Raw genomic sequence first — 20511 nt, 5'->3', positions numbered from 1 at the left:
AATGACGATGTTACGTCCCGCTATACTGTTGTTTATTCTGCTGTCTCTGATTACCGGCGGGCTTTACCCGCTGATGACTACCGCGCTGGGCCAGTGGTGGTTTCAGGATCAGGCCAACGGCTCGCTGATTATCCAGAACGGTGAAAACCGCGGCTCGCGTCTGATTGGGCAGAACTTTACGGACCCACGCTACTTCCAGGGACGCCCTTCCGCCACTGCGGAAAGCCCGTATAATCCAATGGCCTCCGGCGGCAGCAATCTGGCGGGCAGTAACCCTGACCTGGACAAAGCCATTGCTGAACGCGTTGCCGCCCTGCGCGCTGCGAATCCGCAGGCCAGCCGTAAGGTGCCGGTTGAGCTGGTCACCGCCTCCGCGAGCGGGCTGGATTACAGCCTGACGCCGGACGCGGTGGTCTGGCAGATCCCACGCGTGGCCGCCGCCCGTCAGCTGACCGTCGAGCAGGTGAGCCAGCTGGTTGCAGAACATACGCAAAAGCCGCTGGTCAGCTTCATCGGCATGCCGGTAGTGAACATTGTTGAGCTGAATCTGGCGCTGGATGCGCTAAGGAAGAACTAAATGACCGACGAGCCCATGCGCCCGGATCCGGACAGGCTGCTTGAACAGACGGCTGAAGCCCACCGTGGCAAGCTGAAAATTTTTTTCGGCGCCTGCGCGGGTGTCGGGAAAACCTTCGCCATGCTGATGGAAGCCCAGCGGCTTCGGGCGCAGGGGCTTGATATTCTCATCGGCGTGGTGGAAACCCACGGTCGCAAAGAGACGGCTGCGCTGCTGACGGGGCTGGCGACGCAGCCGCCCCAGCGTATCAGCCATCGCGGGCGGCTGGTCACGGAGTTTGATCTTGATGCCGCCCTCGCCCGCCGCCCTGCCCTGATCCTGATGGACGAACTGGCGCACAGCAATGCGCCAGGCTCCCGCCATCCGAAGCGCTGGCAGGATGTTGAGGAGCTGCTTGAGGCAGGCATTGACGTCTTCACCACGGTGAATGTTCAGCATCTGGAAAGCCTGAACGACGTGGTGAGCGGTGTAACCGGTATCCAGGTGCGTGAAACCGTCCCCGATCCGTTTTTTGATTCTGCCGATGAAGTCGTACTGGTTGACCTGCCGCCGGACGATCTGCGCCAGCGCCTGCATGAAGGCAAAGTGTATATTGCCGGCCAGGCCGAACGCGCCATCGAACATTTTTTCCGCAAAGGAAACCTGATTGCCCTGCGCGAGCTGGCCCTGCGCCGCACCGCCGATCGCGTTGATGACCAGATGCGCGCCTGGCGAGACCTACAGGGACAAGAGCGCGTCTGGCACACGCGGGACGCCATTCTGTTATGCATTGGTCACGGCAGCGGCAACGAAAAACTGGTTCGCACCGCCGCCCGGCTTGCAGCGAAGTTTGGCAGCGTCTGGCACGCGGTCTACGTCGAAACGCCGCAGCTGCATGGCCTGCCGGAAAATCAGCGCCGCGCCATTTTGAGCGCGCTGCGGCTGGCGCAGGAGCTGGGCGCCGAAACCGCAACCCTTTCCGATCCGCAGGAAGATAAAGCCATTCTGCGCTACGCGCGGGAGCACAACCTGGGCAAGATTGTCATTGGACGTCGCCAGCACCGCCGCTGGTTTAGCCGCGAATCTTTTGCCGACAGGCTGGCCCGCCGCGCGCCGGATCTTGATTTAGTCATCGTCGCGCTGGATGACAAGCCCGCCCCCCTGCCCAACCGTACGCCGGACGCTCGCACCTTTGGCGATAAATGGCGCATTCAGATCCGGGGCTGCATGGTGGCCGTGGTCCTCTGCGCCCTGATTACGGTGATTGCCAGCCAGTGGCTCATCGCCTTCGACGCCGCCAATCTGGTCATGATTTATCTGCTCGGCGTCGTTGTGGTCGCGCTCTTTTATGGCCGCTGGCCGTCGGTGCTGGCGACGGTGATCAACGTCATCAGCTTCGATCTCTTCTTTATTGCTCCGCGCGGGACGCTTGCTGTCTCGGACGTGCAGTACATTCTGACCTTTGCCGTGATGCTTACCGTCGGGCTGGTGATCGGGAATCTGACGGCAGGCGTGCGCTACCAGGCACGCATTGCCCGCTATCGCGAGCAGCGCACGCGCCATCTGTATGAAATGTCAAAATCGCTGGCGGTTGGCCGCACGCAGCGAGATATCGTGCAGACCAGCGAGCAGTTTATCCGTTCGACCTTTCATGCCAGTAACCTGATTTTGCTCCCCGACGAACAAGGGCGCCTTCGCCCGCTGACCTCCCCTTCGGGGATGACGCCCTGGGATGAAGCGATTGCCCGCTGGAGTTTCGATAAGGGTTTACCTGCCGGCGCCGGCACCGACACGCTGCCCGGCGTGCCTTACCAGATCCTGCCGCTGCGCAGCGCGGATAAAAATCACGGGCTGGTCATCGTCGAGCCGTCTAACCTGCGTCAGCTGATGATCCCCGAGCAGCAGCGCCTGCTTGAAACCTTCACCCTGCTGGTCGCCAGCGCCCTTGAACGGCTGGCGCTCACCGCCAGCGAAGAGCAGGCGCGGCTGGCAAGCGAGCGCGAAAGTATTCGCAACTCGCTGCTGGCAGCGCTGTCTCACGATTTGCGCACGCCGCTTACCGTGCTGTTTGGCCAGTCCGAAATTCTGACGCTGGATCTGGCGGCGGAAGGATCAAAGCACGCGATGCAGGCCAGCGAAATTCGCCAGCACGTGCTGAATACCACGCGCCTGGTGAACAACCTGCTGGACATGGCGCGCATTCAGTCCGGCGGGTTTAACCTCAAAAAAGAGTGGCTCACCCTTGAGGAGGTTGTCGGCAGTGCGCTGAAGATGCTGGAGCCGGGTCTCGGCGGGCGCCATATTGAGCTGGACATGCCGGAACCCCTGACGTTAATCCATGTGGATGGCCCGCTGTTTGAGCGCGTGCTGATTAATCTTCTGGAAAATGCCGCTAAATACGCCGGGGCAAAGGCCCGGCTGGGGATTTCTGCCAGGGTGGATAAACGTGTGCTGCGGCTCGACGTCTGGGATAACGGGCCGGGTATTCCGGCCGGTCAGGAGCGCGCCATATTCGAAAAATTTGCGCGCGGTAATAAGGAATCCGCCATTCCTGGCGTTGGGCTGGGGCTGGCGATCTGCCAGGCGATTGTCGACGTGCATGGCGGCACCATTTCCGCAGAGAACCGCCCGGAAGGTGGGGCACGCTTTTGTGTTACACTTCCTCTGGAAAGCCCACCAGAACTTGATGAATTACCAGAGGATTTGTGATTAACGTTCTGATTGTTGAAGATGAGCTCGCTATCAGCCGATTTCTGCGTACCGCGCTGGAAGGCGACGGTTTGCGCGTTCATGAAGCCGGAACGCTTCAACGAGGGTTGATTGAAGCCGCGACCCGCAAGCCAGATCTGGTGATCCTGGATCTGGGACTTCCGGATGGCGACGGCATCGATTTTATTCGTGAGGTGCGTCAGTGGAGCCAGATGCCTATTCTGGTGCTCTCTGCCCGCACCGAAGAGACGGATAAAATCGCCGCGCTGGATGCCGGAGCGGATGATTATCTGATCAAACCGTTTGGCATTGGCGAGTTACAGGCCCGGCTTCGTGTGGCGCTGCGTCGACACAGTGCCACCTCCCCTTCCGACCCGGTGTACGCCTTTGGCGATATCCGCGTCGATCTTGCTGCACGCCGCATCGTAAGAGGAGAAGAAGAGATCCACCTTACGCCTATTGAGTTTCGTCTGCTGGCCGTGCTGCTCAATAACCATGGTAAAGTGTTAACGCAGCGACAGCTGTTAAGCCAGGTCTGGGGGCCGAATGCTGTCGAGCATAGTCACTATTTACGCATTTATATGGGACACCTTCGCCAGAAGCTTGAAGCCGATCCCGCGCGTCCTCGTCATTTATTAACAGAAACCGGTATCGGATATCGGTTTATGATCTGAATAAGTATTCACTTTAATTTTAAATAAAAACTTACCAGCCTGAATATAGCCATGAAAATAACGATGAGATTATTTTCACGGCTATATTCGCCCTCTTTAAACACAATTAAAACATCGATTTAACACCGAACCAACAAAACAGCATTTTGATCTGTGTTATTCACTCAAAACGACTAATTATTTCTGAAATGATCGGTTATTGGTGATCTGTTTCACAGTTAATCCCTTTTCCCTGGATAAAATGACCATGCTTTCAATTACTGAAAGGAAACTGAACATGGAAAACAATAATCGTTTAATGCCCCATATAAGGCGGACAACACATATCATGATGTTTGCCCACCGAAACTGTTTTGACTTTCATCTCTTTAACGCCCGGTAGTCCTTCGACTTCTGGCGCATCTGCTTACAGGTCATCCTGAAAAACGCTATTTTACAGGCTGTTGCCTGTGAACACCTGCGCTCATTCCTTGTGATTCAGATTCTCCGCAACCGGGCGGACTGAATTCTACTCAGCAAAAAAGCAATTAACTGATTTCGTATCAGCGGACACGCTTTGCTTTTTTTTCCGGAAATAATCGATTTCTTTACCGCAAGAAGTCGAGGGCCCCATATTGCCTGAAATAAAGAGATAAAGATGAAAACGTTAAAAATTGCCGTCAGCCGTGCCTGCCCTGAATGCTTTACCACTTCGCGCGACATTGTGGATATCACCGCATCGGATTATATTGATGTGGCAGCCGTGGTTCTGGCCGTGAGCGATATTTTCAATGGCGCCATAGAAGAAATAGAAGCCACGGGATTCGGTATTCCGGTGTTTATTGCCACGCATAAAGAAGAAAGGGTTCCGGCTGAATTTCTGTCGCGTATTCACGGCGTTTTTGAGTACTCCGACACCAGCAATGCGTACTACGGACGCCAGCTTGAAGCGGCTGCGCAGAAGTACGAAACCCAGCTCCGCCCGCCGTTCTTCCGCGCGCTGGTCGATTACGTCCAGCAGGGGAACAGTGCGTTTGACTGCCCCGGACATCAGGGAGGCCAGTTCTTCCGCCGCCATCCGGCCGGAAACCAGTTTGTCGATTTCTTTGGCGAAACGCTTTTCCGCGCCGATCTGTGCAATGCCGACGTGGCAATGGGCGATCTGCTGATCCATGAAGGCGCGCCATGCATCGCCCAACAGCATGCGGCAAAAGTCTATAATGCGGATAAAACCTACTTCGTGCTGAACGGCACCTCCTCTTCCAACAAAGTGGTGCTCAATGCCCTCCTCACGCCAGGCGATCTGGTGCTGTTCGATCGCAATAACCATAAATCTAATCACCACGGAGCACTGTTACAGGCAGGCGCGACGCCGGTGTATCTGGAAACGGCGCGCAACCCGTACGGGTTTATCGGCGGTATTGACGCACACTGTTTCGACGAGAGTTACCTGCGGGAACTGGTGTCAGAGGTCGCGCCTGGTCGCGCGCGGGATGAACGTCCCTTCCGTCTGGCGGTGATCCAGCTGGGCACCTACGACGGTACCATTTATAACGCCCGTCAGGTGGTGGATAAGATTGGTCACCTGTGCGATTACATTCTGTTTGACTCCGCCTGGGTGGGTTACGAGCAGTTTATCCCGATGATGGCCGACTGCTCGCCGCTGCTGCTGGAGCTGAACGAAAACGATCCGGGCATTCTGGTTACCCAGTCGGTGCATAAGCAGCAGGCGGGCTTCTCGCAAACCTCGCAAATCCATAAGAAGGACAGCCATATAAAAGGCCAGGCGCGCTATGTCCCGCATAAGCGCCTCAACAACGCCTTTATGATGCACGCCTCCACCAGCCCGTTCTATCCGCTGTTTGCCGCCCTGGATATCAACGCCCGCATGCACGAGGGGCAAAGTGGGCGCAACATGTGGATGGACTGCGTGGTAACCGGTATCGAAGCACGGAAACTGATCCTTCAGAACTGTCAGTTTATTCGTCCGTTCGTGCCAGAGACGGTGGATGGCCGTCCATGGGAAAGCTGGGATACGGCAGAGATTGCTACCGATCTGCGCTTCTTCCATTTTGTTCCGGGCGAACGCTGGCACGCCTTTGAGGGATATGCCGAGCATCAGTATTTTATCGATCCCTGCAAACTGCTGCTGACCACGCCAGGCATCAACGCCCGCACCGGCGAGTACGATGATTTCGGCGTGCCCGCCACCATCCTCGCCAACTTCCTGCGTGAAAACGGCATCGTGCCGGAAAAATGCGACCTCAATTCCATTCTGTTCCTGCTCACCCCGGCGGAGGACATGGGCAAATTGCAGCAGCTCGTCGCCCAGCTGGTGCGCTTCGAAAAACTGCTCCAGAGCGATGTGCCGCTGAAAGAGGTTCTGCCCTCTCTTTATAAGCAACATCCGGAACGTTATGCGGATTATACCCTGCGTCAGATTTGTCAGGAGATGCACGACCTCTATGCCCGCCATAACGTGAAGCAGCTGCAAAAAGAGATGTTCCGCAGGTCTCACTTCCCGCGCGTCATGATGAACCCGCAGGAGGCGAACTATGCCTATCTGCGCGGTGAGGTCGAGCTGGTGTCCCTGCGCGACGCGGAAGGCCGTATCGCCGCGGAAGGCGCGCTGCCTTACCCACCGGGGGTGTTGTGCGTGGTTCCGGGGGAAGTCTGGGGCGGTTCCGTGCTGCGCTACTTCGCCGCGCTGGAAGACGGGATCAATCTGCTGCCGGGCTTTGCGCCGGAGTTACAGGGGGTTTACGTCGAGGAGTGTGACGGTCGCAAACAGGTGCGCTGCTACGTCATCAAACAACCTGCCGCTCAGCCATCGCTGCTGAAAGGAGAAAAATTATGAGTAAGGCCAACAAGATGGGCGTGGTGCAACTCACTATTCTCACCATGGTGAATATGATGGGTTCGGGGATCATCATGCTGCCCACCAAGCTCGCTGAAGTGGGGACGATTTCGATTATCTCCTGGCTTGTTACCGCCGTGGGTTCGATGGCGCTGGCATGGGCCTTTGCCAAGTGCGGAATGTTCAGCCGCAAGTCCGGCGGGATGGGTGGCTATGCCGAATATGCGTTCGGTAAGTCCGGTAACTTTATGGCGAACTATACCTACGGCGTGTCGCTGCTGATCGCCAACGTGGCGATTGCCATTTCCGCTGTCGGTTACAGTACGGAGCTGTTTGGGGCGACGCTGACCCCGGTGCAGATTGGGCTGGCAACCATCGGCGTGCTGTGGATCTGTACCGTCGCCAACTTTGGCGGCGCGCGCATCACCGGACAACTTAGCAGCATTACCGTCTGGGGCGTGATCATCCCGGTTGTCGGCCTGTGCATCATCGGCTGGTTCTGGTTCAGCCCGACCCTGTACGCCAACTCCTGGAATCCGCATCACGTACCGTTCTTCACTGCCGTGGGATCGTCCATCGCCATGACGCTGTGGGCCTTCCTCGGGCTGGAGTCAGCCTGTGCGAATGCGGAAGTGGTGGAAAACCCGGAGAAAAATGTGCCGATCGCGGTACTCGGCGGGACGCTGGGGGCGGCGGTGATCTATATCGTCTCGACCAACGTGATTGCGGGAATTGTGCCCAACATGGATCTGGCCAACTCCACGGCGCCGTTCGGGCTGGCGTTTGCGCAGATGTTTACGCCGGAGGTAGGGAAAGTGATCATGGGACTGATGGTGATGTCCTGCTGCGGCTCGCTGCTGGGCTGGCAGTTCACCATCGCTCAGGTGTTTAAATCCTCGGCTGACGAAGGTTATTTCCCGAAAATCTTCTCCCGCGTGACCAAAGCGGATGCGCCAGTGCAAGGGATGCTGGCGATTGTCATCTTCCAGAGTGGTTTGTCGCTGATGACCATCAGCCCGTCACTGAACAGCCAGTTTAACGTGCTGGTCAACCTGGCGGTGGTGACGAACATCATTCCGTACATTTTGTCGATGGCGGCGCTGGTGATTATTCAGAAGGTGGCGAAGGTTGATCCGCGCAAAGCCCGTGCGGCCAATATTGTGGCGCTGATTGGTGCAATTTACAGCTTCTATGCGCTCTATTCCTCCGGCCAGGAAGCGATGCTGTATGGTGCGATGGTGACCTTTATGGGCTGGACGCTGTACGGTCTGGTGTCGCCGAGATTTGAATTGAAGAACAAGCACAGTTAGGTAAAAGCAAAACGGCAACCCTGAGGTTGCCGTTTTTAGTGTTTTCTCCCTCTCCCCGTGGGAGAGGGCCGGGGTGAGGGCATCAGCCCGCACCAAACACCACTTACGCGTTTTTCAGCACTTCGCTGACAATCTCTACCGCTTCTTTCTCAATCTGCTGACGATGCTCAGCGCCGAGGAAGCTTTCGCAATAGATTTTGTACGCATCTTCCGTACCGGATGGACGCGCGGCGAACCAGCCGTTTTCGGTCATCACCTTCAGGCCGCCGATGGATGCGCCGTTACCCGGTGCCGCCGTCAGACGCGCGGTGATCGGGTCACCTGCCAGGGTGCTGGCGCTGACCATCTCCGGAGAGAGTTTTGACAGAGCTGCTTTTTGCGCAGACGTGGCGCCAGCCTGGATACGGTTATAGCTTGGCGCACCAAAACGTTCCGCCAGCTCGTTGTAATGTTCCTGCGGGTTCTTACCGGTGACCGCGGTGATTTCCGCCGCCAGCAGGCACATGATGATGCCGTCTTTATCGGTTGACCATGGGGTGCCGTCGAAGCGCAGGAAGGATGCCCCCGCGCTCTCTTCACCGCCAAAGCCGAAGCTGCCGTCGTGCAGACCGTCAACAAACCACTTGAAGCCCACCGGCACTTCCACCAGCTTGCGGCCCAGCGCATCGACCACACGGTCAATCATGGCGGAAGAGACCAGCGTTTTACCCACCGCGACCTCTTTGCCCCACTGCGGACGGTGCTGGAAAAGATAATTAATGGCCACAGCCAGGTAGTGGTTCGGGTTCATCAGCCCAGCCGGGGTGACGATACCGTGACGGTCGTAGTCCGGGTCGTTAGCAAACGCCAGATCGAACTTGTCGCGCAGCGCCAGCAGGCCAGCCATTGCGCATTCGGAGGAGCAGTCCATACGGATCGCGCCGTCTTTGTCCAGGTGCATAAAGCGGAAGGTCTGATCGACGTGATCGTTCACGATGGTCAGATCCAGCTTGTAGTGCTCGGCAATGCGTTTCCAGTATTCAATACCGGAGCCGCCCAGTGGATCCACGCCCAGCTTCAGACCGGCTTTCTGGATAGCGGCCATATCGACGATATCCGCCAGCCCTTCCACGAACGGCTGAACCAGATCCTGCTCTTTCACGTGGCCGGAGGCCATGGCTTCATCCAGTGAGATACGCTTCACGCCGTTCAGACCGTTAGCCAGTAACGCGTTGGCGCGATCTTCCACCACTTTCGTGACGTTGGTATCCGCCGGGCCACCGTTTGGTGGGTTGTACTTGATGCCGCCATCTTCCGGTGGGTTGTGGGACGGGGTGATCACAATGCCGTCAGCCTGCGCGCCACCTTTTTTGTTGTGTACCAGAATAGCGTTAGACACCGCAGGCGTTGGCGTGAAACCGTTGTTCTCCTGAACAATCACGTCTACGCCGTTCGCCGCCAGCACTTCCAGCACGGAGATAAAAGCAGGTTCAGACAGGGCGTGGGTATCTTTCCCTACATAGCACGGACCGGTGACGCCATTTTTGGCGCGCTCTTCCGCGATGGCCTGAGCAATGGCCAGAATGTGCGGTTCGTTAAAGCTGTGGCGCGCCGCGCTGCCGCGGTGGCCAGATGTACCAAACTTCACTGCGTGTTCTGCGTTGCCCACCACCGGTTTCAGCACGTAGTACTGCGCGGTCAGTTGAGCGACGTTAATCAAATCGCGTTGTTGCGCAGGTTGTCCTGCACGGCTGTGATTTGCCATTGCCTGGTCCTTCTGATGCAAGGGTTAAATTGTACCGCAAACCTTTTCGATCAATTCCGCCGGGAACTGCATGGACTGCATGATATGTTCGATCATGCTGCACTTGCGGCCCGTATTGGTATTGGTGATCACCCAGTATGGCGTACCGGGAACGTGTTTGGGTTTGGTTTGGTTGCCATTTTGCAGCAAGGTCTGCTCGTCGCCTGCGAAATAAACGCGCGTGCGACCGTGCAGCGACTCTGTCGCTTCTGCAAATGCGTTGTTATCCAGTGAGTAAAGTGTAGACAGCACCAGCATAAAGCGGTTAACGGCCTTTTTCTGCTCGGCATATTCATCGGACAGCAGCAGCTCGCGCATCGCGCGCACTTTGTCCTTTGCCGGCATGACGGCAGGTTTTACTTGTGCAACAACGCTCGGCTGAGACACGACATCTTTAGTGACAGGAGTGGGCTGTGAGGCGGCGGAAATTTTAAGCATGCGCCGTAAAATGTCGGACGCGCTCTCCCCAATATGCCGCGTCTGGCTGGCAATATACTGATAGAGTTCGTCATCAACTTCGATTGTTTTCATCTTAATCCAGTGCGATATCTTATCTGAATACAAGTCGTTGAGATTATAAGGTCAAATCCCAACAGCGGATAGCGTCAAACCAGGTTGGCGGCAAAAGTCAGATTAAACTGGATCCTTGCCCCCGGGCGGCAGAATGGTCAACATGATACCCTAACCTGACAAACCTAAAAAAAGAACTTTGCCATGAAATTGAATACCCGAGCGCAAACTGCACAATCGCCGAACAATAATTCTCCCATCGTACTGGTTCACGGCCTGTTTGGTAGCCTGGATAATCTGGGTGTGCTGGCGCGCGATTTAGTGACCGATCACGAGATCCTCCAGGTTGATATGCGCAATCACGGTCTTTCAGGGCGCTCGGAGGAGATGACATACGCAGCCATGGCGCAGGATCTGCGGGACACCCTCGATGCGAATAATATTCAGAAAGCGACGCTTATCGGGCATTCAATGGGCGGTAAAGCGGTGATGGCGCTCACTGCGCTGGCACCTGAGCGAATTTCCGGGCTGGTGGTCATCGACGTTGCGCCCGTCAATTACGACGTTCGCCGTCACGATGAGATTTTTGCCGCCATCAATGCGGTCACCGAAGCGGGTGTCGCAACCCGCCAACAGGCGGCTGCCGTTATGCGCGAGCATCTTGATGAAGAAGGCGTGGTCCAGTTCCTGCTGAAATCGTTTGTTGACGGGCAATGGCGCTTTAACGTCCCGGTGCTGTGGGATCAGTATTCGCATATTGTGGGCTGGGAAGCCGTCCCCGCCTGGCCGCACCCTACCCTTTTTATTCGCGGCGGCAACTCCCCTTACGTCACTGACGCGTACCGTGACGCGCTGCTGGCGCAATTCCCGCAGGCTCGCGCTCACGTCATTGCGGGTGCCGGGCACTGGGTACACGCGGAAAAACCGGATGCCGTCCTGCGCGCCATTCGCCGCTATCTTACTGATACAGCGAATTGATTAAAAAGCCAGCGACCGGAAGACGACGGGCTTCCAGTCGTTGGCGTGTGGATTTGGGTGATGTATGATGGCGCGCTTATCGCCCGGGCATTAGCAGGGCGGCGTGTTTCCCCCGAAGTCTCAGAATCATGGCCAAAGAACAAACGGACCGTACGACACTAGATCTGTTCGCGAATGAGCGTCGACCGGGACGACCGAAAACGAATCCGCTTTCGCGCGATGAACAGCTGCGTATCAATAAACGCAACCAGCTTAAACGCGATAAAAATCGTGGGCTTAAGCGTGTCGAACTGAAGCTGAATGCCGATGCCGTCGATGCGCTTAACGAGTTAGCTGACGCGCGCAACATCAGCCGCAGCGAACTGATCGAAGAGATGCTGATCGCCCAGCTTGAGACGTTACGCGGCAAGGCGTGAGTCAGAAAATCCCCAATATTACCTTTTTCATGTAGCACAGAGTGCAGTCCTGCGTGATAGCTGTTTCCGCAGGGTTGCCTGTTCTGCTATTATTGCCCTTATCCGTGGTCAATTTGCGCCACCATACCATTAAGTTTCAAGAGGTTATTTTACTCATGGCAATCATCGGCATTTTCTTTGGCAGTGATACCGGCAATACTGAAAATATCGCAAAAAACATTCAAAAACAGCTCGGTAAAGACGTTGCTGATGTGCATGACATCGCCAAGAGCAGCAAAGAAGATCTCGAGGGCTATGACATCCTGCTGCTGGGCATCCCCACCTGGTACTACGGTGAAGCACAGTGTGACTGGGACGATTTCTTCCCGACGCTGGAAGAAGTAGACTTCAACGGCAAGCTGGTTGCCCTGTTTGGCTGTGGCGATCAGGAAGACTATGCTGAGTATTTCTGTGATGCGCTGGGCACTATTCGCGACATCATTGAGCCACGCGGTGCGGCGATCGTCGGTCACTGGCCAACGGCGGGTTACCATTTCGAAGCTTCCAAAGGTCTGGCAGATGACGATCACTTCGTTGGCCTGGCCATTGATGAAGACCGTCAGCCAGAGCTGACCGCTGAGCGTGTAGAAAAATGGGTTAAGCAGGTTCGTGAAGAGCTGAACCTGGACGATATCCTTAACGCCTGATATCCCTGCGGCGCAACTCCGGTTGCGCCCGTTTTCCAGGTAAAACCGATTAAATTAATTGCTACAAACTTTTAACTTTTTCGCCCAGACCTGTACAATATCCCCCTGGTAAAAAGTGGGTGCCATCGAACAAGTTTGTTGGTGATACCACGTTTTTATAAGCATACTTTGCTTGAGACTTGCAGTTTTCATTTAGCCATGGCAGTTCTATAATGAGACGCATTATCCCAAGTGCATTTTCTGTCACTTCTTCTTTTGAAGTGAATCGTTTAGCAACAGGACAGATTCCGCATGACTGACAACAATACCGCATTAAAGAAAGCTGGCCTGAAAGTAACGCTTCCTCGGTTAAAAATCCTTGAAGTGCTTCAGGGGCCAGACAATCACCATGTCAGTGCGGAAGACCTTTATAAGCGTCTTATCGATATGGGTGAAGAGATTGGGCTGGCAACCGTCTATCGTGTGCTGAACCAGTTTGATGACGCGGGCATTGTTACTCGTCATAATTTCGAAGGCGGTAAATCCGTGTTCGAGCTGACTCAGCAGCACCACCACGATCACCTGATCTGCCTCGACTGTGGCAAGGTCATTGAATTTAGCGATGATTCCATTGAATCGCGCCAGCGTGAAATCGCCGCCCGTCATGGCATCCGCCTGACCAACCACAGCCTGTACCTGTACGGTCACTGCGCTGAAGGTGATTGCCGCGAAAATGAACATGCGCACGACGCAAAATAAGTGAGTGTTCATACTCTGAGCCAGCCGTGAGGTTGGCTTTTTTTTGCCTGGAAAAAGCCCAGTGGCGCTGCGCTTACCGGGCCTACGGGCTGTGACACCGTTGTAGGTCCGGTAAGCGCTGCGCCACCGGGTGTAAAGCAACTTATTTATTGTTATTGCGTATCTCGTTCCAGATCTTATCGCAACGCTTCGCCACTTCCTGATCGTTACCGGTTTTACGCGCCTGAATACAGGCCTGGTAATCCATTACGCGAACGTTTTCCTGCGTGGCGAATTGCTCATGGGCTTTGTCTTTTTTCAGCACGTTCAGCACGCTTTGACAGGCCTCAATCTTCTCAGGTGAACCCTGTGCGGTATTGATGCACGCGCTGTAGGCCTCTTTCAGACGGGAGTCCTCTTTCGGCACCTGATCCTGCGCGCATGCCACCAGCCCGAAGGTCAGCAACGCAACGATTACCCTTTTATTCATCATGTTCAGTCTCCATAACGGCGGGACACCGCCCGCCGCAGCATTCATCAGAAGATGGTAAATGGCGCAATGACCATGAATTTCACGTCACGTTCATCCTGGAAGATGTTGCCGTAGCCGCCCGCGTAGCTCGGGATATCGGAGTGGTTGTCATACTGGGTGAAGTGCAGTTTGAACATCGTGCCTTTCGCACGGCCCTCCTGAAGGGTATAAATCGCATCCAGACTGTATGAAGACTCTTTCAGACGGTAGTTCGGATCGTAGTACGCGTCTGGCGTTGCCATATCCCCGGGCTTCGCATCCCAGGCGTACGCGTAGGATGCTCCCACTGCCCAGCCGGGCAGGTTCCAGTTTTTCAGGTCATACATTGCCCCGAAGAAGACCGCCTTTTCGCCGTCGGCGTTAAAGTCAGAGCGGTTATCCCACCAGATATCCAGACGACCGTTAGAGGAGGCGTAGGTAGGCGTCATACGTTGCAGGAAGTAACCCTGCTGCCCTTCTGCCTTGACCCATGTTCCCTCCAGACGCAAATCAACCTGACCTACCTTGTAGCCGAAGGTCAGCGCCTGTAACCACGCGGTGCCGTCATAGATATCATTTACGCTGCCATCACTGACCTTGTCGCGCGTACCGTAGAACTGATAGCTGGTGCTCAGCGGGCTACCCGCGATATCAAATTTGTAGCTGGCTTTAGCAAAGTACTGATCGATATAGCCTTCAGCCTGACCAAATGCAGCTTCCAGCACCAGATCGTTTTTAAAGTCGTACTTCGCTCCCAGCGAGTGGAGATAATCAACTTTGGTTTTTTTATCGTTCTGATAGAACTTGTCCATCTCAATGTGCCACGGCGCTTTGTACTCGTTGGTCCACATATAGGAGAAGCTCAACGCCCCCGCATCGCCGTAGTCAAAATTAGCACCGGCTTCCGCCCCCTGATAGGTGCCTGGCATAAAGCTCCAGTGCGGCGCTAACAGCGTCTGACCGGTTGGCTGGATATAACCTCCGCGCGCCCAGACCGGACCATATTTGAATTTTGCAGCCGCTTTATACAGGCTGATTCCGCTTTTATCGCCGGACCAGTCTTCGTCGTAGGCTTTATTGCTGGAGGAGAACGCAATTTCGTTCGGATGGCCGCTGTCGCCATTTTCGGCCATTTCAATTGCGGTGAACGCTGCAATATCGATCCCGAACATATCGGCGGCATATCCCGACTGGAAATCAAGGTTGGCGTTCCAGGTCGAGTGAGAAAGGTTGGTTTTGTATTTATCTTCAGTGACGTCTTTACGGTCACGCTCACGCTGCCAGTAATAAATACCGCCCGTGAGGGTGGAATCTTCGATGAAACCTGCTGCTTTTGCCTCTGGCGCAACCACCAGGCCCGACATTGCTGTCACACCGGCGATAGCAAGCGCCAGCGCACTACGTTTGCCACTGAACGTACGCATAGATTATTCCTCTTTGACGAATTAAAACGCCTTAAACGGCGAAAAACAGAAAAGACCAAGTGGTCAGGGGTAGTCAGAAATACCCTCGAATTAACTACCGTCTTTAGGTTATTTTTCGCGACGCGAATTATCAATGCTTTTAATCAGGCAAAAGTCAGGATTATGACGAAGAGCACATATTTCGTAGTGCTTTGTAACATTTACCGGGAAGCGAGTACTGGCGGGGGAATGCGCTAATTTTCAGTAAGTAACATTGATATTGTGAATATATTTTTCAGTGTTTCTGTTTTTGGAAAACAACAAACTTTTTTTAAATAAAATAAGTAGCACCACATTGACCTGGAATGTTGGGTTTAAATGATTATCCCGATGCTTAACGACATGATCGTTAAATAAAAAAACGCCGCATTACGCGGCGTTTGTTTCTCATTGACCAGAGCAGCGTTATTATTCGCCGATCTTAGTCCAGGTATCACGCAGACCGACGGTACGGTTAAATACCGGTTTTTCTGCCGTGCTGTAACGGCTGTCCAGGCAGAAGTAACCCTCACGTTCAAACTGGAACGCTTTACCGGCTTCAGCGGCTTTCAGAGACGGCTCGGCATACCCCTGCTTGATAATCAGAGACTCAGGGTTAATGACCGCCAGGAAGTCCTCCGCAGCGCCTGGATTAGGCACGCTGAACAGACGATCGTAGAGACGGATCTCAACCGGCAGCGCATGCTGCGCGCTCACCCAGTGGATTACACCTTTTACTTTACGACCATCCGCCGGATCTTTACTCAGCGTCTCTGCGTCGTACGTACAGAAGATGGTCGTGATGTTACCTTCCGCATCTTTCTCTACTCGCTCTGCTTTGATCACATAGGCGTTACGCAGACGCACTTCTTTGCCCAGCACCAGACGCTTGTACTGCTTGTTCGCTTCTTCGCGGAAGTCGGCGCGATCGATCCAGATTTCACCGCTGAACGGCACGTCGCGGGTGCCCATTTCCGGTTTGTTCGGATGGTTAGGCATCGAGACCTGTTCGCTTCCGCCCTGCGGATAGTTTTCGATAACCAGTTTCACTGGATCGATCACTGCCATCGCGCGCGGCGCGTTTTCGTTCAGGTCTTCACGAATGCAGGATTCCAGAGACGCCATTTCGATGGTGTTGTCCTGCTTGGTGACGCCAATACGTTTGCAGAACTCACGAATGGACGCCGAGGTGTAGCCACGACGACGCAGGCCAGAGATGGTCGGCATACGCGGGTCGTCCCAGCCTTCAACGTGCTTGTCGGTGACCAGCAGGTTCAGCTTACGCTTGGACATCACGGTGTATTCCAGGTTCAGACGAGAGAACTCGTACTGACGCGGATGCACAGGAATGGTGATGTTATCCAGCACCCAGTCGTACAGACGACGGTTGTCCTGGAATTCCAGCGTGCACAGAGAGTGCGTAATGCCTTCCAGCGCATCGCTGATGCAGTGGGTGAAGTCGTACATCGGGTAGATGCACCACTTGTTACCGGTCTGGTGGTGTTCAGCGAACTTAATGCGGTACAGCACCGGATCGCGCATCACGATGAACGGAGACGCCATATCGATTTTGGCACGCAGACACGCTTTACCTTCTTCGAAGCCACCGGCACGCATTTTTTCAAACAGCGCCAGGTTCTCTTCCACGCTACGATCGCGGAACGGGCTGTTTTTACCAGGCTGAGTCAGCGTACCGCGGTATTCACGGATTTCGTCAGCTGACAATTCGTCGACGTATGCCAGACCTTTGTTAATCAGTTCAACCGCGTAGGCATACAGCTGATCGAAATAGTCTGAGGAGTAGCAGATATCGCCAGACCAGTTGAAGCCCAGCCATTGCACGTCGTTTTTTATCGACTCAACGTATTCGATGTCTTCTTTTACTGGGTTGGTGTCATCGAAACGCAGGTTGCACTGCCCCTGGTAATCTTGCGCAATACCAAAGTTCAGGCAGATCGATTTGGCGTGACCAATGTGCAGGTAGCCATTTGGCTCCGGCGGGAAACGCGTGTGGACTGTGGTGTGCTTACCACTGGCCAGATCTTCATCGATGATCTGACGAATAAAGTTACTCGGGCGGGCTTCTGCCTCACTCATCGTGGATTCCTCAAAGCGTAAACAACGTATAACGGCATATGATCTTATAAGCCGGACGTAGTGACAACCCTTAAAACGTCCCGGAAGAAAATAATGGGGGCAATTGCTGCAAAAAAAAGCGGCGGAGGATATCCCCCGCCACTAAAGGCATAACTCTACTCAGGAGCGATTACTTGCCTTTAATCTCATACAGTGGCGTCTGGCCTGCAACTACCTGCCCCTGCGCCTGGATCACCAGACCGCTGAAGTCGTCGATGTTGCTGCACACGACGGGGCTTATCATGGAGCGCGCGTTGGCATTCAGGAAGTCCAGATCCATTTCCAGAATCGGCTGGCCTGCCGCCACTTCAGCACCCTCTTCCACCAGGCGAGTAAAGCCCTGGCCGTTCAGCGCAACGGTATCGATACCCATATGGACAACGATCTCCGCGCCTTTTTCCGTTTCCAGGCAGAACGCATGGTTGGTGTTAAAGATTTTCACGATAGTACCGGCAGCCGGAGAGACCACGGTTTTGTCCGTTGGTTTCACCGCCACGCCGTCACCGACCGCTTTGCTGGCGAACGCTTCGTCAGGCACCTGTTCAAGCGCAACAACGTCACCTGTCACCGGAGAAACCAGCGCAGCGATGGTCACCGCGTTTGGCACAGCCTGCGGTTTTGCAACCGGCGCGTCAGCCACTGGCGCGTTATCCGTTGAGGCGGCAGCGACCGGCCCACGGGCAACCACTTTTTTCATTTCATCGCCGATAGATTCGGCCTTCGCACCCACGATAACCTGGATGGTTTGTTTGTTCAGTTTCACCACACCAGACGCACCCAGGCGTTTGCACATCGCATCGCTCACGCGCGCGGAGTCGCCTACGGTCAGACGCAGACGGGTAATACAGGCATCGATCGCTTTCAGGTTGTCGGTGCCACCCACAGCGGCAATGTAGCTGGTTGCCAGTTGGGTTAAACCCTCTTCGGTATTGCTGTTGGCTTCACTGGTCACAACATCATCTTTCGTATCTTCGCGACCAGGCGTCTTCAGGTTAAACATACGAATAACCGCGCTGAACAGAACGAAGTAGATAACGAAGAAGATCAGGCCCATCACCATCAGGATCCAGACGTTGCTGCTTGCCGCCGGCAGGTTGTACATCAACACATAGTCGATGGCGCCTGCGGAGAAGGAGAAGCCAGCATGGATACCCAGAAGGGTGGCGACGAACAGGCTGATACCGGTCAGGATCGCATGCATCAGATACAGCAGCGGAGCCAGGAACATGAACAGGAATTCCAGTGGCTCGGTCACGCCGGTCAGGAAGGCGGTGATCGCAACGGACAGCAGCATCCCGCCAACCATTGGGCGACGCGCTTTCGGCGCAGCCAGGTACATTGCCAGCGCCGCGCCAGGCAGACCAAACATCATGATTGGGAAGAAGCCAGACATGAACATGCCCGCGGTGCCGTCGCCTGCGTAGAAGCGGTTGATATCACCGTGGAATACCGCGCCGGCCGCGTTGGTGAACTCACCAATCTGGAACCAGGCGATGGTGTTCAGTACCTGATGCAGACCGGTTGGGATCAGCAGACGGTTAATGAAACCGAAGATGCCCGCGCCCATTGCGCCCGCAGACACGATCCACTCGCCACCCGCATGGATAGCATGCTGCACCGGTGGCCAAACGTAGCCAAAGATGGCGGCGAGGATCAGACAGAAAAAGCCCGTCGCAATCGGCACAAAACGTTTACCGCCGAAGAAGCTCAGGAAGTCAGGAAGTTTGATACCTGCCCAACGGTTGTACACGGCGCCACCCACCAGGCCAGTAATGATACCTGCCAGCACACCCATGTTGATTTCAGGATTGATGGTTACCATCGCTTTCGTGAGGATGAAGTAACCGACAGCCCCTGCCAGTGCCGCGGCACCCGCGCTGTCTTTTGACCAGCTTGACGCCACACCGATGGCGAAAATCAGCGCCAGGTTGTCAAAAATTGCGCCGCCTGCCTGGGCAATAAACGGCACGTTAAGAAGATCGGGTTGCCCGAATCGCAGCAGCAATGCTGCAACCGGTAGCACGGCGATAGGGAGCTGCAAAGCCCTACCGAGGCGCTGGAAAAAACCTAAAATATTCATCCTATTCCCCCTACGAGACCCTTTGTTAAGACTCGCGCATAAACTATGTTTTTATTGTGTCACGAACGATAGATACAGTTGATGATTCACTGGCAGTGTGAGTGTGTGAAAAATTAATTCGTATCGCAAATTAAACACCTATTTTTTGTGATTATTGTCACCAAATATCGTATTAAACCCTCCCTGTCACTGGCTAACGACGAAAACTTATTTTATCATTCAAAAAATCAAGACGGATTGATCCGGCCTGAAAGGTTCCAGGTTACGCTTAGTTCAGGTTGCACTAATCATCCGCCCACTTTTACTTAAACTTTAGAGGTGAATAATGAGACTGATTCCCCTGGCAACAGCTGAACAAGTCGGAAAATGGGCTGCTCGTCATATCGTTAATCGTATCAACGCGTTCAAACCAACAGCCGATCGTCCTTTCGTTCTCGGTCTTCCAACCGGCGGCACGCCCCTGACCGCTTATAAAGCTCTGGTTGAAATGCACAAAGCGGGCCAGGTTAGCTTTAAACACGTTGTGACCTTCAACATGGACGAATATGTCGGCCTGCCAAAGGAACATCCGGAAAGTTACCACAGCTTTATGCACCGTAATTTCTTCGATCACGTTGATATTCCGGCTGAAAACATTAACCTGCTGAATGGAAACGCGCCTGATATTGACGCAGAATGCCGTCAGTATGAAGAAAAAATCCGTTCCTACGGTAAAATCCACCTGTTTATGGGCGGCGTAGGCAACGATGGTCATATCGCGTTCAACGAACCGGCATCTTCACTGGCTTCCCGTACCCGTATTAAAACGCTGACCCATGATACGCGCGTGGCTAACTCCCGCTTCTTTGACGGAGACGTCAATCAGGTGCCTAAATACGCGCTGACCGTGGGCGTGGGCACGCTGCTGGATGCCGAAGAAGTGATGATTCTGGTGCTGGGCGCGGTGAAAGCGCAAGCGCTTCAGGCTGCCGTTGAAGGCAACGTGAACCATATGTGGACGATCAGCTGCTTACAGCTGCATCCAAAAGCGGTTGTCGTGTGTGACGAACCGTCCACCATGGAGCTGAAAGTGAAAACGCTGAAATACTTCAACGAGCTGGAAGCTGAGAACATCAAAGGTCTGTAATTGAATAACCGCCTCTTTTATCCGGGGCGGTCGCTTTTTTT

At 54.6% G+C, this 20511-nt stretch carries 17 protein-coding genes; 11 read left to right on the top strand and 6 right to left on the bottom strand.

Features of this window, described 5'->3' with window-relative positions; translation table 11 throughout:
• Position 1 precedes the first annotated feature (1 nt).
• The 6 genes from kdpC (at position 2) to potE (ending at position 8085) form a co-directional block, all read left to right on the top strand.
• Positions 2-577: a potassium-transporting ATPase subunit KdpC gene (gene kdpC, locus ACOTXL_RS08100; protein WP_045350546.1), complete on the top strand. Its 576-nt coding sequence runs from the start codon at positions 2-4 to the stop codon at positions 575-577.
• Positions 578-3265 carry a two-component system sensor histidine kinase KdpD gene (gene kdpD, locus ACOTXL_RS08095; protein WP_003858642.1) on the top strand — a complete coding sequence of 896 codons (2688 nt, stop codon included), beginning with the start codon at positions 578-580 and terminating at the stop codon, positions 3263-3265.
• Positions 3262-3939, top strand: coding sequence for a two-component system response regulator KdpE (gene kdpE / locus ACOTXL_RS08090; protein ID WP_003858643.1), 678 nt, complete (start codon positions 3262-3264; stop codon positions 3937-3939). Before kdpD ends, kdpE begins: the two co-directional genes overlap by 4 nt.
• A gap of 277 nt (positions 3940-4216) precedes the next feature.
• Positions 4217-4321, top strand: a complete 105-nt coding sequence (speFL, locus tag ACOTXL_RS08085; protein WP_003858645.1) for a leader peptide SpeFL — start codon at positions 4217-4219, stop codon at positions 4319-4321.
• Positions 4322-4576: 255 nt separating this feature from the next.
• The gene (gene speF, locus ACOTXL_RS08080; RefSeq protein ID WP_045350547.1) at positions 4577-6775 is read left to right on the top strand and encodes an ornithine decarboxylase SpeF; all 2199 of its coding nucleotides are present in this window, start codon (positions 4577-4579) and stop codon (positions 6773-6775) included.
• Entirely contained in the window at positions 6772-8085 is a 1314-nt protein-coding gene (gene potE / locus ACOTXL_RS08075; RefSeq protein WP_045350548.1) for a putrescine-ornithine antiporter, read from the top strand. The genes speF and potE overlap by 4 nt, the downstream gene beginning before the upstream one ends.
• Positions 8086-8188: 103 nt before the next feature.
• On the opposite strand, the gene pgm is transcribed toward potE, so the two are convergent.
• Positions 8189-9829, bottom strand: a complete 1641-nt coding sequence (gene pgm, locus ACOTXL_RS08070; protein WP_003858649.1) for a phosphoglucomutase (alpha-D-glucose-1,6-bisphosphate-dependent) — start codon at positions 9827-9829, stop codon at positions 8189-8191.
• A 24-nt stretch (positions 9830-9853) separates the two neighbouring features.
• Positions 9854-10399 (bottom strand): replication initiation negative regulator SeqA, encoded by a 546-nt coding sequence (gene seqA / locus ACOTXL_RS08065; protein WP_003858650.1) that lies wholly within the window; start codon positions 10397-10399, stop codon positions 9854-9856.
• Positions 10400-10582: 183 nt separating this feature from the next.
• On the opposite strand from seqA, the gene ybfF reads away from it, so the two are divergent.
• The 4 genes from ybfF to fur all read left to right on the top strand — a co-directional run bounded on the left by ybfF (position 10583) and on the right by fur (position 13196).
• The gene (ybfF, locus tag ACOTXL_RS08060; RefSeq protein ID WP_003858651.1) at positions 10583-11356 is read left to right on the top strand and encodes an esterase; all 774 of its coding nucleotides are present in this window, start codon (positions 10583-10585) and stop codon (positions 11354-11356) included.
• A 128-nt stretch (positions 11357-11484) separates the two neighbouring features.
• Entirely contained in the window at positions 11485-11772 is a 288-nt protein-coding gene (ybfE, locus tag ACOTXL_RS08055) for a LexA regulated protein (protein WP_003858652.1), read from the top strand.
• A gap of 155 nt (positions 11773-11927) precedes the next feature.
• A complete protein-coding gene (fldA, locus tag ACOTXL_RS08050) occupies positions 11928-12458 on the top strand; it encodes a flavodoxin FldA (protein WP_003858653.1) in 531 nt (176 codons plus the stop codon).
• A gap of 291 nt (positions 12459-12749) precedes the next feature.
• Positions 12750-13196 (top strand): ferric iron uptake transcriptional regulator, encoded by a 447-nt coding sequence (gene fur / locus ACOTXL_RS08045; protein WP_003858655.1) that lies wholly within the window; start codon positions 12750-12752, stop codon positions 13194-13196.
• A 142-nt stretch (positions 13197-13338) separates the two neighbouring features.
• Here fur and chiQ read toward each other — a convergent pair whose 3' ends face one another.
• From chiQ to nagE, 4 genes are all read right to left on the bottom strand, one after another.
• Positions 13339-13665, bottom strand: coding sequence for a ChiQ/YbfN family lipoprotein (gene chiQ / locus ACOTXL_RS08040; protein WP_045350624.1), 327 nt, complete (start codon positions 13663-13665; stop codon positions 13339-13341).
• Positions 13666-13712: 47 nt separating this feature from the next.
• Positions 13713-15110 (bottom strand): chitoporin ChiP, encoded by a 1398-nt coding sequence (gene chiP, locus ACOTXL_RS08035; protein WP_023315635.1) that lies wholly within the window; start codon positions 15108-15110, stop codon positions 13713-13715.
• Between the two features lie 447 nt (positions 15111-15557).
• The gene (glnS, locus tag ACOTXL_RS08030) at positions 15558-17225 is read right to left on the bottom strand and encodes a glutamine--tRNA ligase (RefSeq protein WP_023315634.1); all 1668 of its coding nucleotides are present in this window, start codon (positions 17223-17225) and stop codon (positions 15558-15560) included.
• A gap of 169 nt (positions 17226-17394) precedes the next feature.
• Positions 17395-19344, bottom strand: a complete 1950-nt coding sequence (gene nagE / locus ACOTXL_RS08025; protein ID WP_003858662.1) for a PTS N-acetyl glucosamine transporter subunit IIABC — start codon at positions 19342-19344, stop codon at positions 17395-17397.
• A 325-nt stretch (positions 19345-19669) separates the two neighbouring features.
• On the opposite strand from nagE, the gene nagB reads away from it, so the two are divergent.
• On the top strand, positions 19670-20470 hold the full coding sequence (gene nagB / locus ACOTXL_RS08020; RefSeq protein ID WP_003858663.1) for a glucosamine-6-phosphate deaminase: 801 nt from the start codon (positions 19670-19672) through the stop codon (positions 20468-20470).
• Positions 20471-20511: the final 41 nt, after the last annotated feature.

Origin of the sequence: Enterobacter cloacae complex sp. IR5402 (genome assembly GCF_049238125.1) — a bacterium.
GTDB classification, from domain to species: Bacteria; Pseudomonadota; Gammaproteobacteria; order Enterobacterales; family Enterobacteriaceae; genus Enterobacter; species Enterobacter hormaechei_C.
Note: the sequence above shows the minus strand (reverse complement) of the source record. Positions and strands in the feature narration are given on the sequence as shown.

Coding starts and splice junctions, on each gene's coding strand:
- ybfE (WP_003858652.1), top strand. CDS start 11,485: ATGGCCAAAGAACAAACGGACCGTACGACACTAGATCTGTTCGCGAAT.
- fldA (WP_003858653.1), top strand. CDS start 11,928: ATGGCAATCATCGGCATTTTCTTTGGCAGTGATACCGGCAATACTGAA.
- kdpC (WP_045350546.1), top strand. CDS start 2: ATGACGATGTTACGTCCCGCTATACTGTTGTTTATTCTGCTGTCTCTG.
- kdpD (WP_003858642.1), top strand. CDS start 578: ATGACCGACGAGCCCATGCGCCCGGATCCGGACAGGCTGCTTGAACAG.
- potE (WP_045350548.1), top strand. CDS start 6,772: ATGAGTAAGGCCAACAAGATGGGCGTGGTGCAACTCACTATTCTCACC.
- glnS (WP_023315634.1), bottom strand. CDS start 17,225: ATGAGTGAGGCAGAAGCCCGCCCGAGTAACTTTATTCGTCAGATCATC.
- ybfF (WP_003858651.1), top strand. CDS start 10,583: ATGAAATTGAATACCCGAGCGCAAACTGCACAATCGCCGAACAATAAT.
- seqA (WP_003858650.1), bottom strand. CDS start 10,399: ATGAAAACAATCGAAGTTGATGACGAACTCTATCAGTATATTGCCAGC.
- pgm (WP_003858649.1), bottom strand. CDS start 9,829: ATGGCAAATCACAGCCGTGCAGGACAACCTGCGCAACAACGCGATTTG.
- speFL (WP_003858645.1), top strand. CDS start 4,217: ATGGAAAACAATAATCGTTTAATGCCCCATATAAGGCGGACAACACAT.
- speF (WP_045350547.1), top strand. CDS start 4,577: ATGAAAACGTTAAAAATTGCCGTCAGCCGTGCCTGCCCTGAATGCTTT.
- chiQ (WP_045350624.1), bottom strand. CDS start 13,665: ATGAATAAAAGGGTAATCGTTGCGTTGCTGACCTTCGGGCTGGTGGCA.
- nagB (WP_003858663.1), top strand. CDS start 19,670: ATGAGACTGATTCCCCTGGCAACAGCTGAACAAGTCGGAAAATGGGCT.
- chiP (WP_023315635.1), bottom strand. CDS start 15,110: ATGCGTACGTTCAGTGGCAAACGTAGTGCGCTGGCGCTTGCTATCGCC.
- fur (WP_003858655.1), top strand. CDS start 12,750: ATGACTGACAACAATACCGCATTAAAGAAAGCTGGCCTGAAAGTAACG.
- nagE (WP_003858662.1), bottom strand. CDS start 19,344: ATGAATATTTTAGGTTTTTTCCAGCGCCTCGGTAGGGCTTTGCAGCTC.